The following is a 16307-nucleotide window of genomic DNA, read 5'->3' as shown; positions in this document are numbered from 1 at the left end:
AGGTTCTTAGCAATCAGCTGTGACAGTTAGAGTCCGTATTGCCCCAAGTCCAACCGGAAATTTACACATTGGTACCGCTAGAACCGCTGTATTTAACTGGCTATTTGCCCGTCGCCACAGCGGTAAGTTTATTCTGCGCATTGAAGACACCGACCAAACGCGATCGCGAGAGGAATATACCCAAAATATCCTCGATGGTTTAAGTTGGCTGGGACTGGAGTGGGACGAAGGACCATTTTTCCAATCCCAACGTCTTGACCTTTATAGTGCTGCTATTCAACAACTCTTAGACCAGGGATTGGCTTATCGCTGCTACACCACAGCTGAGGAACTAGAACAACTGCGGGAAGCTCAAAAGGCAAGAAAAGAAGCCCCCCGCTATGACAATCGCCATCGAAATCTGACACCAGAACAACAAGCAGCATTTGAGGCGGAAGGGCGCAAGCCGGTGATCCGCTTTATGATTGATAATGACCGGGAGATTGTCTGGAATGATCTAGTCCGAGGTAAAGTCACCTGGAAAGGGAGTGACCTTGGGGGTGATATGGTGATTGCTAGGGCATCTCAAGAGAATGATATCGGTCAGCCTCTCTACAACCTAGCTGTGGTGGTGGATGACATTGATATGCAGATTACCCATGTCATTCGCGGTGAAGACCATATTGCTAATACTGCTAAACAGATTTTGCTCTATGAAGCCCTAGGGAGTGTAGTCCCAGAATTTTCCCATACACCTCTGATTCTTAACCATGAGGGACGGAAGCTATCCAAGCGCGATGGTGTAACCTCTATTTTTGACTTCAAAGCCATGGGCTTTACCCCTGAGGCGATGGTTAATTATATGACATTGCTGGGATGGTCTCCCCCTGATTCCACTCAGGAAATCTTTACCTTGGCTCAAGCCGCTCAAAAGTTCGGTTTTGAACGGGTTAACCCAGCTGGGGCAAAGTTTGACTGGGCTAAGCTGGATTGGATTAATAGTCAATATATCCACCAGATCAGTGCATCTGAGTTAGTGGACTTGTTGATTCCCTACTGGGAAAGTGCTGGGCACAACTGTGATCCTGTGGAAAATCGCCCTTGGCTGGAACGGTTGACTGCTATGATTGGGCCAAGTTTGACTCGCTTGCCAGAAGCAGTAGAGATGACTCGGATGTTCTTTACTGAGTCAGTTGAGTACACTGAGCAGGCCGTAGAGCAGCTGAAAAAAGCTGGTGCTAGTGAGGTGGTGCAAGCTATTCTTGAGCAACTGGGTAATTACCAACAGCTGAGTCCAGAGGAAGCTAAGCAGATTATTAACCAAGTCACAAAAGCGCAAAAGGTCAAGAAAGGATTGGTTATGCGATCGCTTCGTGCTGCACTAACTGGGGATGTCAATGGTCCTGATTTGATCGAATCCTGGGTATTGCTTCATCAGCAAGGGTTTGACCAAACTCGCTTGAAGGAGTCATTGCTTCAGGTTGCATGATCCCAACTGATAGGTAACTGATGGGTTACCGATTGGTAACCCATTTCTGATCCTGTTTAAGTCTATTGCACCCAATTGATTGAGAGGTTTCACTAGATGTATTACCCATCAATTCTTCTGCGGTAATTGGGGTTATTCTGAGAGTATCTAGAGGAACTAAAAACTCACCTTTTTGGAGCTTAATATCCAGGGCATCAAGGACAAACAAAAAATCTATAAGGCTCGCTGTTTGGTAGTCTTTAGCTTCATAGTCTATGATTTTTCCCTCGGTTAAACCAGCGATATCCGCCAGTTGTTTTTGGCTTAGATTAGCAGCTATACGAGCTTTGAGCAGAAGTTTTGGGAGATTTTTAATATCATCAAGTTTCAGAACAATTGGAGTACGATTGTCATGGTTGATGAGGGTTTCGTCTTCAGCAACTTCGGTTTTTAAAGCATTAAGATGACTTTGTAATGAATCGCGCTTAATCTTCCACCAACAATCATTTTTTTTGAGCTCTTCATCTTGAGCGTCATAAACAGATAAGTCAGATTCAAATTGACGAACTAATTCTTGGCTGTAGTCATACTGTCTTTGATTTTTAATCATGGTTCCCACCTCAATCCCTACGCAACTTTACATACCAAGCATTTCAGGTTGTTTCGTCGCCCCTTCAGGATAAACCCTCTATTTGAACTAGATGCCAAATTGCTCTTTAATACCTTGGATAAACGTCTTATCATCCAATTCTTTTCGATTAGCAACCATCATCCTGGCATCTTCGCCAGCAGTATATCGCAATTTATCAGTGCCGTCTGTCGCTGCTTCATAAATCACGTTAGCGACAACAATAGGCTCAGAAGCCTGATCAGGGAAAGATTCCATCGAATTGAACAGCTTACCAATTAATTCTTGATACTCAGTTAGGCTTTCATCGTTGCTCATATCAAGGGAGCGGCCAGCAAAATCAGTGTTGATAATGCCTGGCTCAATAATTTTCACTTTGCAGCCAATTGCTTCCATTTCAAAACTCAGACCTTCGGAAATCCCCTCAACAGCAAATTTAGTCCCGTTATATAATGAAAATAATGGAAAGGTCATTTTGCCACCAATCGATGAAATATTAATTAATATACCATCTTTATTTTGTCTGAAATGGGGTAGGATTGCTTTGGTTACATCTAACAGCCCAATAACATTAACATCAAATTGTCTTTTTATCTTTTCCCTGGGGGTTGCTTCTAAAGGGCCAAAAGCACCATAACCAGCATTATTTACCAAAACATCAATTTTAGCGAACTTTTCAATACCTAGCTGAATGGCTTTTGTAATTGAATTTTGGTCTAAAACATCTAGTCTTGTCACCAATACATTATCAAGGGTGGTTAGTTCTGTTTCCTTTTCTGGACTTCTCATGGTTGCAACCACGTTCCAACCTTTTTCCTGGAACAATTTTGCAGTTGCTTTTCCAATACCGCTGCTTGCTCCTGTAATTAAAATTGTCTTACTCATTTTGGATTCAAACTAATTTTTGTTATTTGACTATGACAATTCATGCTTGAATGTCGATTCAGTTTGATCCTATACTAACGAAGGGGGAAATTTCACTAGCAAGTTACGCCAAACTACATGCAACGTGCGCCAATCAAAAATTATTCACGTTATGTGACAAAAAGCGAAAAGATGACTGTTGTAAAAGACAGATAATGTATAAGGTACTCCCGACTCCCGACTCCCTAGGAGGAAAGTACCTCACCCACTTGAGAACTGCTATAGCTCACGCGCTAACTACTACTTGTCCTACAGGATGAGCCACACAAGTTAAAATCATCCCTTCGTTCCGTTCATCCTCTTTGAGAGCATCAGGTTCCTCGTCATACTCTACTTTCCCTTTTAGAAGCTTTTGCTTACAAGCACCACAGGCTCCCATGCGGCAACCGCTCGGTAATGCCACCCCTTCTTGTTCCGCCACATCTAGGATCACATCCTCTGCATCACAGGTGACTTCTTTCCCAGACTTAGCAAAGACTACAGTTGGTTCTGAACAGGTTGATGGTGATTTCACTAACTGTAGTTTAGGACGACCTTCTGCTTTGACTGGTTCAGGAGTCGGTGCTGCTGCTGTCTTTTTTGAGGGCTTTTTGCCACCAAAACTCTCTTCATAGTAGTTCTCCATCGGGAAGTCTAGACCGGCTAGCATGGCTTTCACCCCTGCCATAAAGGGATTCGGACCACAGACATAAATAATGCGATCGCGAAAATCAGGAGCCATCTCTTCCAGCATGGCTTGATTAAGTCTTCCGATATAACCCCACCAAGCTTGGTCTAGTTCTGGACGAGTGGTGGTAATAGCAGGCTTAAAGTTGGGGTGCAAAGCCGCCATCAACTCTAATTTCTGACGGAAGATGATATCTTTTGGGCTACGAGCGCTGTGGACAAAAACCACATCCACATCAGCCCCAATGTCACAAAGCCACTCAGACATGGACATCATCGGAGTAATCCCGCTACCTGCTGAAATGAACAGCAGTTTATTAGCAGAATGGTCAGCACAGGTAAATTTCCCCATTGGGCCATTTAATCTGACCTCGGACCCGACTTTGATGTTGTCGTGCAACCAGTTAGACACCAAACCCGCAGGTACATCAGGAGCATCGGCTGGTGCTGGCACTCGCTTGACAGTAATTTCCAAAGTATAAGGACGTGAGGGGGCCGAAGAGATAGAGTAGGAACGCTTGACTGGTTTGCCATCAATCTCCAAATCCAGAGTGACAAACTGACCTGGCTTATAGCTGAACAACATTGGCGGGTCCGCCACAAAGCGAAAGGTCTTGACATCATGGGTCTGATCAATGATCTGCACACAGCGGACAGTAATCTTACCCTTAGTCCACCGCTTCATCCCAGTGCTATTGCCATCTACCACTAGGTTCTGTTCCTGGTTAGAATCATACTCCTGTAGTTCTTTGACCAGCAGGACAAAGTCACCGATGCGGATAATATCCTGTTCCCTCAGGAGCCAGTTCTGGTTAACATCCATGTCCTCATTATTGATCCGAGAGCCATCGGTGCTACCGAGGTCAGCAAAGTAATACTGTCCCCCTTGGCATAGGATTCTGGCATGTACACGACTAACTACAGGACTATCCAGAACTAGATCACAACTCGGGTGACGACCAATAAGATACTCACCTTGAATCCCAGTTTTCCGTTTCAGGGTTTTTTCCTGTAACTCGTTGCTTTGAGAGTTGATAAGTATAGTTTTCAGCATGTTTCGTGTCACTCCAGATTACCGCAATAATCGGTCAATTGTGTCAATTACTCAGGACTTACCCATAAACTCTGCCGCTAGGGTGCGTTAATAACACACCATACTATATAAGTGCGTTTGCGTTTGTTACTCAATTTGGCATAAGTCCTGGTAATGAACTATGAGAGGATGATCTATGCTAACTTCAGGTGCCCTTGACCTTGGCGAATTTAATTCGCCAAGGTCAAGGGCACCTAACAATTGAATTAACACTGGATACCAGCATCATACTTAGTACCCTTGACCTCTCGCAAAAGTTCAGTGAAGGCGCGCGTTCCAATGGGCAGGTAAACTGCCCTTGGGTCGCGCCTCTTGGACACATCGCTATATACTTATCAGGCTTTTGGTAATTTTTTATGCAACAGCATTTTCTGACGGCTGCATGCTTATAGCAGAAGTCAGAAGTCAGAAGTCATTTGTCAGAAGTCAAACTCTTGCGCTTACAAAGGGTGTGAGACTTTTGTCATGTCCTAACTGCCCTGGCGACTGCTATACCTTAGAATCGCGACCAAAATTATTTCGCCGCTGAAACTTTTGATATCATCTAACGTCTGTACTAGTCAGCCAGAAGCTAGGGTATTTGATCATCCTAGCTGTTGACACTATTGATGTGTTCAGGAAGATTCATCTATATGAAATATCCGATGCGAGTGTTATTATCACTCCTGACCCTATGTACTATTGGCTTAGGGACCGATAACGTATCTGCTGAATCGAATCGATGTGGCCAGATTCGTACTGTGCGTCGCTTGGCGATTAGCGAAAACTTAGATAGCGATAATCTAGCTACCCTAGAATATAAGTACTGTGGAAATAGTAACCGACGTTCATCAAGTATTCAGTCACCACGAAATTCCTCTCAAGATTGCTTCGACCTGACCGCCATGGCAAAACTAGCCAGCATGACAGAAGAGGGAAGAAGCTTTTTGGGTACGATTGAAAGTTTACCAAAAGATTTGGGTTTAAAGCCCCGTCCTTCTAGGACGGCTTTTTCTTAAGACTTTGTATTGAAAGTTTGTACTAGGTGTGCTACTATAAAAGTATAAACAATAAACTAAAAGATTAGATAGATATTATCTAACAATAAGTAGACAACGTAAAAAATCGGCAAAAGAGTGCAGATTGCGTGATTCCGTCTAACGACTTGAACGTCTATGAAAAATTTAGATAAAAAAAGTACCTATCTATCTATATAAAAAAAAAGAAGGTACGGTGGGGCACACCGAAACCTAGATCTATGATCAGAACGCTTAGGTCGAATCGGCCTCTACTCTTTCTGGTTCCGACCTGGCTGAGCAAGTCGGCTCGTTGAAGTAAGAATCCCCGTTCTTACAGGACGGGGAGTGTCAAAGCAAGTTATCTGCAACGGTCCTAGGCAAGGTCAGAGGTCTTCGTTAGAGTGGCCAAATGGGGAAACAGCCAAATCAGGGTCAAAATGGAAGTATCCCAACGGAACGACTGCCAAATTGGGGTCAAAATGGAAGTATACTAACGGAACGACTGCTAAATTCGGGTCACAATTGAAGTATCCCAACGGAAAGACTGCCAAATTCGGGTCATCAGGTTCATGGAAGTATCCTAACGGTCAGACTGCCCAATCCGGGTCACGTTGGTATACCCCTAAGGGTAGGACTACTTCAGCTGATCGTTTACTGAGCCAGGGTTGTAGTATAGTTGGCACTACAGGATGCGATCGCATCCTCACATACATCAACCGCGATAACCGGAATGGCTATAACCGGAACCGCTATGACCAGAATGGCTATGACTCGAACAGCTATTATCAATCGAACCGCTATTATGACTCGAACCGCTCTGAAATGACCAGCAGAGACAATTTCTTGCGGGATTTGTCAATCATGCAAATTCTAGACAGGCTGACTAGAGTAGCTGATTAAGCTTCAAGGAGTAACAAGCAGCCTTTTAAACTAGTAAGGGTTTCAGTCCCGAGCATTGCACTGGGTGTAAGGTTTAGTGAATAATTGCAGCCGTAATTAAAACCCTAGACTAGATTGATTGACTAGACATCTCCAGAAACTCGGTTTTGACCCAGGCAGTGCAAGGGTTTGAGGTTAATTTTTGGAGATGTCTACTTAAAATTAGTCTAGGCATTAGTTTATTATTACCTGTCATTGTTTACTGATAATTTTTTAGCCAAGTTGGGAGCTAAATAGAACTGGACACCCGTTCGGCCAGTAAGCATTAAGTACGTAGCACAGCCTTTGGCCAAAGGCCACGCTGTGCGAACGACGCTGTGACCTAACCCATAAGCTAATAGCTGAATACTGATAGCTCAATACTGATAGCTGATCGCAATCTTAATTAGGATGTAAGATCGCTATAGGCTATATGGCCACGTGTGTGAGGATTTCTCTAAATGCGAGTTTTATTACTGTATCCCTTATTTCCGAAAACGTTTTGGTCTTATGACAAAATCCTTGAATTAGTTAATCGCAAAGTTTTATTGCCACCCTTAGGTCTAATTACTGTTGCTGCATTATTACCTCAAGAGTGGGAATTTAAACTTGTTGACCGTAATATCCGAGACGTAACCGAAGCAGAATTTGAATGGGCAGACCTGGTGATAATCTCAGCGATGATTGTCCAAAAAACCGATGCCCTAAACCAAATTAAAGAAGCCAAACGACGTGGTAAATTAGTGGCATTTGGGGGACCTTATCCTACATCTTTACCGGAAGAAGCAAAAAAGGCAGGGGTGGATTTTCTAATCCTAGATGAAGGAGAAATCACCCTACCGATGTTTGTAGAAGCTTTACAGCGAGGGGAAACTAGTGGAACCTTTCGCACTACAGAAAAACCCGATGTCACTCAAACCCCGATTCCCCGCTATGATTTGTTAGAGCTTGATGCCTATGATTCAATGTCAGTGCAGTTTTCGCGCGGATGTCCTTTTCAGTGCGAGTTCTGTGACATCATTGTTCTCTATGGCCGCAAACCGAGAACAAAGGAACCAGCCCAGCTTCTCAAGGAATTGGATTATCTGTATGAATTAGGCTGGCGGCGTGGTATCTTTATGGTGGATGACAATTTTATTGGGAATAAGCGTAACGTTAAGCTACTTCTGAAAGAGCTAAAAGTATGGCAGAAGGAGCATCAGTATCCCTTTCGATTTAATACTGAGGCATCTGTAGACCTAGCTGCGGATTCAGAATTGATGGAATTGATGGTGGAGTCTAACTTTGATGCTGTATTTTTAGGAATTGAAACACCGGACGAAGAAAGCCTTAAACTAACCAAAAAATTCCAAAACACTCGCAGCTCTCTAACGGATGATGTAGATAAAATAATCCGTGCGGGATTGCGACCAATGGCAGGGTTTATTATTGGTTTTGATGGAGAGAAACAAGGAGCAGGTTCCCGGATTATTAGTTTTGTTGAACAGGCTGCTATCCCTACAGCCATGTTTGGTATGTTACAAGCGTTACCCAATACTGCTCTATGGAATCGCTTAGAAAAAGAAGGGCGTTTGCGAGATAACACTAAAAAAGATATCAATCAAACCACCTTAATGAACTTTGTTCCTACTCGTCCCATTGAAGAGATTAGTCAAGAATATATCGAAGCATTCTGGAAGCTATACGAACCTGAACGCTATATAGACCGTGCCTATAAATGTTTCTTAAAGCTTGGCCCCCCTAAATGCAAAGCCCCATTCAAAATGCCAGAGTTGGTAGATTTGAAAGCTTTGGCGACTGTAATTTGGCGTCAAGGGTTTAAGCGCAGTACTCGCTGGAAATTCTGGCATCATTTATTTGGTATTTTCAGGCACAATCCAGCTGTGTGGGAACATTACCTTACTCTATGCGCTCACAACGAACACTTTCTTGAATATCGTCAAATTGTCCGGGATGAAATTGAAAGACAGTTAGTTGATACTAATCCTAAGTTGATGGATAAAAAATTAATAGAGATATAGGAATTATTAGCAACGTTTGGGGGACTTAAGGCAATAGGCAATAGGCAATAGGCAATAGGCAATAGGCAATAGGCAATAGCAAAGAGGGTTTTAAGCGATGCAGTGCTAAAACCCTCTCCCCCTGCTCCCGACTCCCGACTCCCGACTCCCGACTCCCGACTCCCGACTCCCGACTCCCGACTCCCTAGCACGAAAGTCAATCACCCAATTAAGAACTGCGATCTATGGGCTTTATACTTAAATCTCTCAAGGTGAAGGTGAAGTCGAGTTTTTTGGTTGTGCTAATAAATTCAATGATGACTTCAGTAGCAACTGCTGTAGTCATCAGCACTAAATTCCGAGCTAATGGATAATCACAAACATCATCATTAACTGGGGAAGGGACTCGATAATTTTCATTCCAAATTATCTCACTGTAGTCTTCTGCTAACCCAACATGAAGACAAGGAGTTTGGGAACTATCACAGTAATCTTTTACGGCTTGACGAGCGACACTGTTATCAAAGGTGTCAATGACTAAAGTAGATTAGACTTCACATTTGCTGACTTGAGACTATTTTCCCAAAATTGCTGGGTTGCCGAAATCAAACACACCAGCAATACAGCCAGTCATGTATGTAGCTAAAGTTGCTGCCCAGAGAGCTTTCCAGCCAATGGCGCTAATGTCAGCACGACGTTCGGGAACCAGACTTGCTAAACCACCAACAAAAATGCCAAAGGAGGCAATATGAGCAAAGCCACAGAGGACATAGCTGATAATCAAAATAGCGCGATCGCTAATTAATCCCTGGGCTGATAGCTGGGCTAACTTAAGATAGGAAGGAATCTCGGTTTGCAATAACCGTTGACCGATCAGCACAGAGGCTTGCCACAGTTCTTGCCAATTTAGGGAAACACCAGTCAGAAAGGTCAAGGGCAAAAACAGTACCCCAAAGATATTATCTAAGGTAATCACACTAAAGATATTACCGATTAGCTGTAGTAGGGGATTGTTACTAGCAGTCAAATTAGCCAAATAAGCAAAAAAAGTATTGACGAGTGCGACTAAGCCTAGGATGGCAATGACTACAGCGGCAATTCCCACAGCCATCCTCACTCCATCCGATGCTCCCACAATTAAACTATCGATGAGGCTAGGTTTTTTCTGATTCGGGTCTTCTTCCTCTGTTGGTACCTTCCCTAAGGTTTTGGGCACATCGGTTTCTGGCACAATCAGTTTCGCCATCACGAAGCAGGCGGGAATAGTTAGGATAGAAGCGGACATCAAGTGACCAGTAATGGTGGGGAAAGTCGGTCGCAACAAACTGCTATAGAGAGCCAATACTGTTGAAGCAATCGAACCAAAGCAGCATGTAAGAATAGCACACAGTTCGCTGCGGGTCATATCGGCTAAGAATGGCTTGACTGCGATCGCTGATTCAATCCCTACAAAAATATTCGCTGCTCCTGATAGGGATTCAGCACCACTAATACTCATAGTTGCCCGGAATAGTCTGGCAAAGACCTGAACCACTGGCTGGATCACACCCATTCGATACAACAGAGCAATCAAGGCGGAAAAGAAAACCACCTGGGGTAGGGAGCGGAAGGCAAAAATAAAGCCGAAATTCAGATTATCTGGAGTGAGGCGATCCCCTGGGACAGAAACGTAAGGAGTTCCCACTGCTCGGTAAATCCAGCGTCCCGCTGGACCAGGACCAACCATCAATTCTGGATCAGGAACAAAGGCAGAATTACCACCACCGAGCATAAACCTAGCTCCTGCTTCTGAAGCATCCAAGATAGCATTGAGAGCGTCATTCAAGCCGAGGATGAATTGGCGGGTGGGGGCAAACAGGAATATTAACAGTCCCATCACCAGTTGTAAACCAATGCCGAAAATGATCACTTTCCAAGGAATTAGGCGGCGATGCTCAGAACTGAGCCAAGCAATGAAACATAGGGCAAAAATACCACAGAAGGAAATAAGATTGAGATATAACGGATGAGACATGGGCCCTTGTGTTTTCAATTAGGCAATATCGTCAGCCATGAACTAGCACGACCAGATCCTATGGCAGAGGTACTGCCTCAAGCTAACTAAAACAATATCCGATTCAGGGGAATTTATAGATGGTACAACCCCTAAAATAGTCTCAGGGAAATCAAGAATCCCAAATTAACGTAACTATTGCTAACTATTACCCCCCGAGACCCCGAGAGGATTGCTATATATATGGATGCTTTTGCCCCCTTACCGCCTCAGTGGACCAAATCAGCCACCCATGCCTTGGAATTCTGCTGTCCTAGTTGTCGAGCATCTGTTCTAGAAGCTGAGAAGGTTTGGATTAATCGGTCCTCACCAGTGATGGGTGAAGACCACCGCCGGAAGTGGCAAGAGTTTTATCAATGTCAGTGTGGCTATGTATGGTGGGCTTGGAGTAGCGATCGCCCACCCTCAGAATTGAGCAATCGAGAGAATCCTCCTATCGTTTAACCCCCGATCGTCCTTCCCGTTCTTTGCGTCTTCGTGGTTAAGTAAAAGCACTCTCAATTTTATTTGCGCTACCATATTGTTCACCAAATTAACACCCTTAGTGTTAGATGACCAGCAGATCACCAGGTAAACAGGCAGCTCCAAAAATGCGAACGCAAGAGAACGACTGGAGACTTTTCCTACGCCTAGTCCCCTACGCCCGTCGCAGCAAAGGCCCGCTATTTATTGCAATTACTTTATTGATACCCCTGTCCGTAGCAAGTGCCATTCAACCCTTAATTGTCGGTCAGGTAATCTCTTTAATTCGTCAAGAAGATCGAACTTGGTCTTTCCTATTAGAGCGCTCTCTCTCACAGAGCATCAATATTCTGATCTCTATACTACTATTAACCATACTAATCCGGTTAGTGTTCGTTGGGATTCAGGGATTCGTGGTGGTGAAGATAGGTCAACGAATCACTGCTGCTATCCGGGAAGACCTATTTGAGCACGTCACCTCCCTAGCGGTGCGATTTTTTGACCGCACACCAGTAGGGAAATTGATTACCAGGCTCACTAGCGATGTGGAAGCCCTAGGCGATGTCTTTTCCACCGGTGCCATTGGCATCGTGGGTGATTTACTATCCATGATAGTCATTGCTAGTACCATGTTTTTGGTGCAATGGCAACTGGCATCGATCTTAGTGCTAATGCTCCTGCCAGTGACTACTATCATTATTTACTTCCAGAAACAATATCGCAAAGCTAACTACAAATCTAGGGAAGAACTTTCCTCCCTAAACGCTATGCTGCAAGAAAACATCTCTGGCATTAATATTGTGCAACTGTTTCGCCGTGAACAATACAATGCCGAGATGTTTCGCACGGTTAACCAAAAATACGTCACTGAAGTAGACAAAACCATCTTTCACGATTCAGCGATTTCAGCAACCCTAGAGTGGATTTCCCTGGTAGCGATCGCAGCAGTGTTGTGGAGCGGTGGTCATTTTATCCTCAAAGATCACCTGAGTTTTGGTGATTTGTCTGCCTTTATCCTCTATGCTCAGCGGCTATTTGACCCCTTGCGTCGGTTTTCAGAAAAATTCACTATGCTCCAAGCTGGTTTCACTGCAATTGAGCGCATCAGTGACATTATGAATGAAACCATTGAAATTCGTGACCCCGAAGGGTTGCAGGTCAGACGGTTGCAGGTGGCAAGTTCTCCAGAGTTTGAGGGAGGGAAACAAGACCGGAAACAATCTGGGGATTTACCGATAAAGCCTCCAAGCAGCTTGAATGGTGATCTAGCCCATCACTCTTCTAACTTATCCTTGGGCAATGGTTATACCGAACAACCGTCTAACCTTGGCCAAAAGGCCACGCTACGGGAACAACCTTTGACCAACGGTCACGCTACGGGAACAACCCTAAACGGAGAGATTTGCTTTGAACACGTTTGGTTTGCTTACAAAGAAGATGAATATGTTCTCAAAGACTTGCACTTTACCATTCATCCAGGGGAAAAAGTTGCTTTAGTTGGTCCGACCGGTGCGGGTAAAAGTTCCATTATTCGGTTGCTCTGCCGCCTCTATGAACCAAGCCAAGGGAGAATTCTCGTAGATGGGATTGATATTCGGGATTTACCCCAGGCAGAACTACGACGCCACATCGGGGTCATCCTTCAGGAGGGATTTCTTTTTGCTGGTGATGTTAAGAGTAATATTTCCTTAGGAGAAACCTACTCCATTGAGGCAATTAAAACCTCAGCGGAGGTGACGAATGTGGCTAGCTTTATCGAAAAACTGCCCCAAAGCTACGATACCCAGCTGCGAGAGCGAGGAACTAATCTGTCTGCTGGCCAAAAACAATTGTTAGCCTTTGCTCGTGCTGCAATTCGTAACCCCCAAATCTTGGTGCTGGATGAGGCAACAGCTAGTTTAGATGTGGCTACCGAGGCTCTGATTCAAGAAGCGTTGGAACGGCTGTTAGAACAGCGGACTGCAATTATTATTGCCCACCGGCTGTCCACTATTCGTAATGTAGACCGGATTCTGGTACTCAAGCGAGGAGAGTTAGTAGAGTCGGGAAGCCATGAGGAATTGTTAGAGCAAAACGGATTATACGCTAGTTTATATAAATTGCAGATGCTAGGAGATTGATGGCTAATCTAGCATTTTCATTTAATGTGAAACTAGGATTGATGGGAATAGGGAACAGGGAATAGGGAACAGGTAACAGTAGGAAAGAGCGATGGAGCGCTATAAGACCACGCTCAATCATTCCTTGTTGCCTTGTCCGAAGTTCCCTATTCCACCTCAAGTAGCACTATATATAAAAATTCTCGTTTCTGCTTAAGATGCGTTCGCGTAGCGTGACCGTTCGCGTAGCGTGGCCTTTTGGCCAAGGTCAATCGCTAACTCCGGAAGAGTGACAGGTTCTACAATCTGTCGTCCCACTGCTGCTGCCACCGGCTTTAAGCTATGAACCAAATCCACCATTGCTTCGATAGAAAGCGCCTGTCTAGCATCAGAAACAGATTTTTCTGGTTCCGGATGACATTCAATAATCAGTCCATCTGCACCAGCGGCCACTGCAGCTTTTGCCAGAGGTGCCACTAATTCCCGCTTACCCACAGCATGGGAAGGGTCTACAATCACCGGTAAGTGAGTCAACTGCTTGAGTGCTACTACTGCTCCTAAATCTAAGATATTGCGGGTATAGTTATCGAAACTGCGAATACCTCGTTCACACAACACCACCTGAGAGTTACCGTGACTGAGGATATATTCCGCTGCCATGACGAATTCCTCAACAGTAGCAGCTAGTCCCCGCTTTAGCAGTATCGGCAAGTCTTGCTTACCCAAGGCTTTGAGTAAGTCAAAGTTTTGCATATTGCGACTACCTACCTGAAGCAGATCAGCGTGGTTAGCAATAGATTCAATTTGCCCAATCGACATCACCTCCGTCACTACTGGGATTTGGTGACGCCTGCCGATATCAGACAAAATTTCTAGTCCTGCTAGTCCTAGCCCTTGGAAAGAGTACGGGGAGGTGCGCGGTTTGAAGGCACCTCCCCGCAATGCTTGTACCGGGGCAGCTTTAAGTTTAGTAGCCACTGTTTCCATCTGGGCGTGACTTTCTACGGTACATGGACCACCAATAATCACCAGTTCTGAACCACCGAAGACAACTTGTTCTGAGAGTCTAACGATGGTTTGGTGATTGGGGTTAGTAGCTAATGCTAATTTAGCGTTCAACATGGTTATGGACTCCTTAGTTACAGATTTAGTTACAGATATGGACATAAAAAAAACCCGGAACCTTCAAGGAACCGGGTTGCTGTGAAAGGTTGGCACGACCTAACTACCCGGAACGATTTCTGGGCCAAAAAAAGTAAAAGCCGTAAATGTTGTAAAGGTAGGTGGTCATGTCTTGCTCTTGTCGCTGCTTTACCTAAAAAAACAAAGGACCGCAGATTATATTGCTGCGGTCCACCGGGGGGTTCCATATGGAACTATCCTCACCTCCGGTGAACCTTCCTAAACCAAAAATAAAAGTAATAGCTGGGGCTGAACATGTCTTTTTGGGGCGTTAGCTATAAAAGTTTGGCAATTTCTTTTTACTGGTACTACCCTAGCAAGGGTAATCGCCTCATGTCAATAGTTACTGGGAAATCAGGAAAATTCTGAGCTACTACCCCTGGCTTCGATGCAGCCTAATCCCATTTATAGTCGTCTAGTCTTTCACGATTTTTGCCCAACACATGATTTAAGATCACAGTATTAGTGCTCATTGCTCAGTTTAACGAGGCAAAGCCGTTGAATGCTAGTTTGATTGAAGTCAAAGTTCATTCCTCGTTACGGGATTTTTTGCGATCGCAGGGTCAACCCAATTGGCCTCACCAATTGACTATGGCGAGGCTAGTGGCACGAGCCTTGCGGTTAGGGCGTTCTGCTTTGATACAGACCGGTTTAGAACCCTTGCAGGAAACCTCTCTACAGTCTTCCTATCGCCTGAGTTACCTGGCACCAGCCCTGGTTTGGTCTGGACCTGTAATCGTAGTGGCACCCTTATGGATACAAGAATGGTTGCTGCAAAAGGAAATTCCGCTTTTACAACAGTGGTTTGGTAGCGATAAGGTAATTCATACCAGTGATAGGTTTCCCGATCAACCGTTCCAAGGACTGTTGATTACCTCACCAGAATCGTGGCTAACAGACCGGTTGAAGCACAAGGGCTGGTTTCCTAATCACATCCCTACTGTGATTGATGGTGTGGATGACCTAGAATCTTGGACCAGTAACCAGCTTAAAGGCTGCATCCAGCCCCAAGACTGGGACGCACTAATGCAAGCCCATCCACAACAGGCTGATGTGATTCGGGATGTGCGGGTAAAGCTAACCAAAGCCTTATTTCAGCGCCCTGCTAACCCCTATGAGTGCTACCTGATTGAAGCAGATCAGCAAGATGGCTTGGAACAGCTATTTGATCGACTAAGTTCCCTCAGCACTGAAGCACAATCTCTGTATCTGCTGGAACCCTGGAAAGATTTTTGGGACTGCTGGCAGCAGTCAGGTCAGCTAATGTGGGCAACCGTTGCGCGATCGCAAGGTCAGTTTTCCTTATATAGCGCACCAGTAGAAGTCGCTACAGCCTTAAATCCCATTTGGTCGAGACAGCCAGTAGTGCTAATCGGTGGGGCTCTAGATTTAGAGAAAACTGCCTCTGTGTACCGTCAGCAGCTCGGATTAGACGAATTAACCTGTTTGAAGTTTTCCCCTCACCGACAGATTCAACTGTATTTGCCCGATCGTCTACCCATGCCCAATACAGAGCGATTTCAAAACGCTCTGACTCAAGAAATTGGCACCCTACTGACCCTAAGTACTGACATCACCAGACCAGTAGTTATTTTAGTTGGAGATGTCCCCCTCAAAGCCCAGCTAGGGGCAGTCTTAGCAGCAGAATTTGGTTCCCGGGTGCAGGTAGAAACCACCAGTCTCAGTCACAGAAGTATTTTGATTTGTGGCTGGGAATTTTGGCATACCTATCAAGCTCAAATCCCCCGTCCCCAACTGTTGATGATTGCTACCTTACCAATTCCCTCTTTGGAAAATCCATTAGTTGCTGGTCGAGTCGCTTACTACAAGCAGCAAC

General features: G+C 44.8%; 13 protein-coding genes and 1 pseudogene. 8 read left to right on the top strand and 6 right to left on the bottom strand.

Annotated features, from left to right (window positions below; all coding sequences use genetic code 11):
• The first annotated feature begins 19 nt into the window (after window positions 1-19).
• Window positions 20-1468, top strand: a complete 1449-nt coding sequence (gene gltX, locus F6K38_RS01505) for a glutamate--tRNA ligase (RefSeq protein ID WP_287248041.1) — start codon at window positions 20-22, stop codon at window positions 1466-1468.
• Between the two features lie 25 nt (window positions 1469-1493).
• Here gltX and F6K38_RS01500 read toward each other — a convergent pair whose 3' ends face one another.
• The 3 genes from F6K38_RS01500 to F6K38_RS01490 form a co-directional block, all read right to left on the bottom strand.
• The gene (locus tag F6K38_RS01500; RefSeq protein WP_008177532.1) at window positions 1494-2057 is read right to left on the bottom strand and encodes a helix-turn-helix domain-containing protein; all 564 of its coding nucleotides are present in this window, start codon (window positions 2055-2057) and stop codon (window positions 1494-1496) included.
• Window positions 2058-2144: 87 nt separating this feature from the next.
• Entirely contained in the window at window positions 2145-2960 is an 816-nt protein-coding gene (locus F6K38_RS01495) for an SDR family oxidoreductase (RefSeq protein WP_287355944.1), read from the bottom strand.
• 265 nt (window positions 2961-3225) lie between these two features.
• Entirely contained in the window at window positions 3226-4719 is a 1494-nt protein-coding gene (locus F6K38_RS01490; RefSeq protein ID WP_287355942.1) for an FHA domain-containing protein, read from the bottom strand.
• 671 nt (window positions 4720-5390) lie between these two features.
• Between F6K38_RS01490 and F6K38_RS01485 the strand changes: the two genes are divergently transcribed.
• From F6K38_RS01485 to F6K38_RS01470, 4 genes are all read left to right on the top strand, one after another.
• Window positions 5391-5756 carry a hypothetical protein gene (locus tag F6K38_RS01485; protein WP_287355940.1) on the top strand — a complete coding sequence of 122 codons (366 nt, stop codon included), beginning with the start codon at window positions 5391-5393 and terminating at the stop codon, window positions 5754-5756.
• A gap of 345 nt (window positions 5757-6101) precedes the next feature.
• Window positions 6102-6656, top strand: a complete 555-nt coding sequence (locus F6K38_RS01480; protein WP_287355938.1) for a hypothetical protein — start codon at window positions 6102-6104, stop codon at window positions 6654-6656.
• Window positions 6657-7135: 479 nt separating this feature from the next.
• Window positions 7136-8695, top strand: coding sequence for a B12-binding domain-containing radical SAM protein (locus F6K38_RS01475; protein ID WP_287355937.1), 1560 nt, complete (start codon window positions 7136-7138; stop codon window positions 8693-8695).
• Between the two features lie 102 nt (window positions 8696-8797).
• The gene (locus tag F6K38_RS01470) at window positions 8798-8950 is read left to right on the top strand and encodes a hypothetical protein (protein ID WP_287355935.1); all 153 of its coding nucleotides are present in this window, start codon (window positions 8798-8800) and stop codon (window positions 8948-8950) included.
• Here F6K38_RS01470 and F6K38_RS43975 read toward each other — a convergent pair.
• Window positions 8904-9221, bottom strand: a pseudogene (locus F6K38_RS43975) (ThiF family adenylyltransferase); the annotation flags it as partial. The gene F6K38_RS01470 and the pseudogene F6K38_RS43975 overlap by 47 nt on opposite strands.
• A 27-nt stretch (window positions 9222-9248) precedes the next feature.
• Window positions 9249-10688, bottom strand: a complete 1440-nt coding sequence (locus F6K38_RS01460) for a NupC/NupG family nucleoside CNT transporter (RefSeq protein ID WP_287355933.1) — start codon at window positions 10686-10688, stop codon at window positions 9249-9251.
• A 222-nt stretch (window positions 10689-10910) separates the two neighbouring features.
• Between F6K38_RS01460 and F6K38_RS01455 the strand changes: the two genes are divergently transcribed.
• Both F6K38_RS01455 and F6K38_RS01450 read left to right on the top strand, forming a co-directional pair.
• Complete coding sequence (locus F6K38_RS01455) at window positions 10911-11171, top strand: hypothetical protein (protein ID WP_071105323.1); 261 nt, start codon at window positions 10911-10913, stop codon at window positions 11169-11171.
• A gap of 107 nt (window positions 11172-11278) precedes the next feature.
• Window positions 11279-13309, top strand: coding sequence for an ABC transporter ATP-binding protein (locus F6K38_RS01450; RefSeq protein ID WP_287265431.1), 2031 nt, complete (start codon window positions 11279-11281; stop codon window positions 13307-13309).
• A gap of 192 nt (window positions 13310-13501) precedes the next feature.
• Here F6K38_RS01450 and aroF read toward each other — a convergent pair whose 3' ends face one another.
• Window positions 13502-14455 (bottom strand): 3-deoxy-7-phosphoheptulonate synthase, encoded by a 954-nt coding sequence (gene aroF, locus F6K38_RS01445; protein ID WP_071986924.1) that lies wholly within the window; start codon window positions 14453-14455, stop codon window positions 13502-13504.
• A gap of 480 nt (window positions 14456-14935) precedes the next feature.
• Between aroF and F6K38_RS01440 the strand changes: the two genes are divergently transcribed.
• Window positions 14936-16307 (top strand): ATP-dependent DNA helicase (locus F6K38_RS01440; protein ID WP_287355931.1); only part of this gene is annotated, 1372 nt, incomplete at its 3' end.

This window comes from Moorena sp. SIO3B2, assembly GCF_010692525.1.
GTDB classification, from domain to species: domain Bacteria; phylum Cyanobacteriota; class Cyanobacteriia; order Cyanobacteriales; family Coleofasciculaceae; genus Moorena; species Moorena producens.
Note: the sequence above shows the minus strand (reverse complement) of the source record. Positions and strands in the feature narration are given on the sequence as shown.

Bases quoted from the DNA above. Each gene is read 5' to 3' on its own strand.
- F6K38_RS01500 (WP_008177532.1), bottom strand. From the start codon at position 2,057: ATGATTAAAAATCAAAGACAGTATGACTACAGCCAAGAATTAGTTCGT.
- F6K38_RS01495 (WP_287355944.1), bottom strand. From the start codon at position 2,960: ATGAGTAAGACAATTTTAATTACAGGAGCAAGCAGCGGTATTGGAAAA.
- F6K38_RS01490 (WP_287355942.1), bottom strand. From the start codon at position 4,719: ATGCTGAAAACTATACTTATCAACTCTCAAAGCAACGAGTTACAGGAA.
- F6K38_RS01485 (WP_287355940.1), top strand. From the start codon at position 5,391: ATGAAATATCCGATGCGAGTGTTATTATCACTCCTGACCCTATGTACT.
- F6K38_RS01475 (WP_287355937.1), top strand. From the start codon at position 7,136: ATGCGAGTTTTATTACTGTATCCCTTATTTCCGAAAACGTTTTGGTCT.
- F6K38_RS01460 (WP_287355933.1), bottom strand. From the start codon at position 10,688: ATGTCTCATCCGTTATATCTCAATCTTATTTCCTTCTGTGGTATTTTT.
- F6K38_RS01455 (WP_071105323.1), top strand. From the start codon at position 10,911: ATGGATGCTTTTGCCCCCTTACCGCCTCAGTGGACCAAATCAGCCACC.
- F6K38_RS01450 (WP_287265431.1), top strand. From the start codon at position 11,279: ATGACCAGCAGATCACCAGGTAAACAGGCAGCTCCAAAAATGCGAACG.
- aroF (WP_071986924.1), bottom strand. From the start codon at position 14,455: ATGTCCATATCTGTAACTAAATCTGTAACTAAGGAGTCCATAACCATG.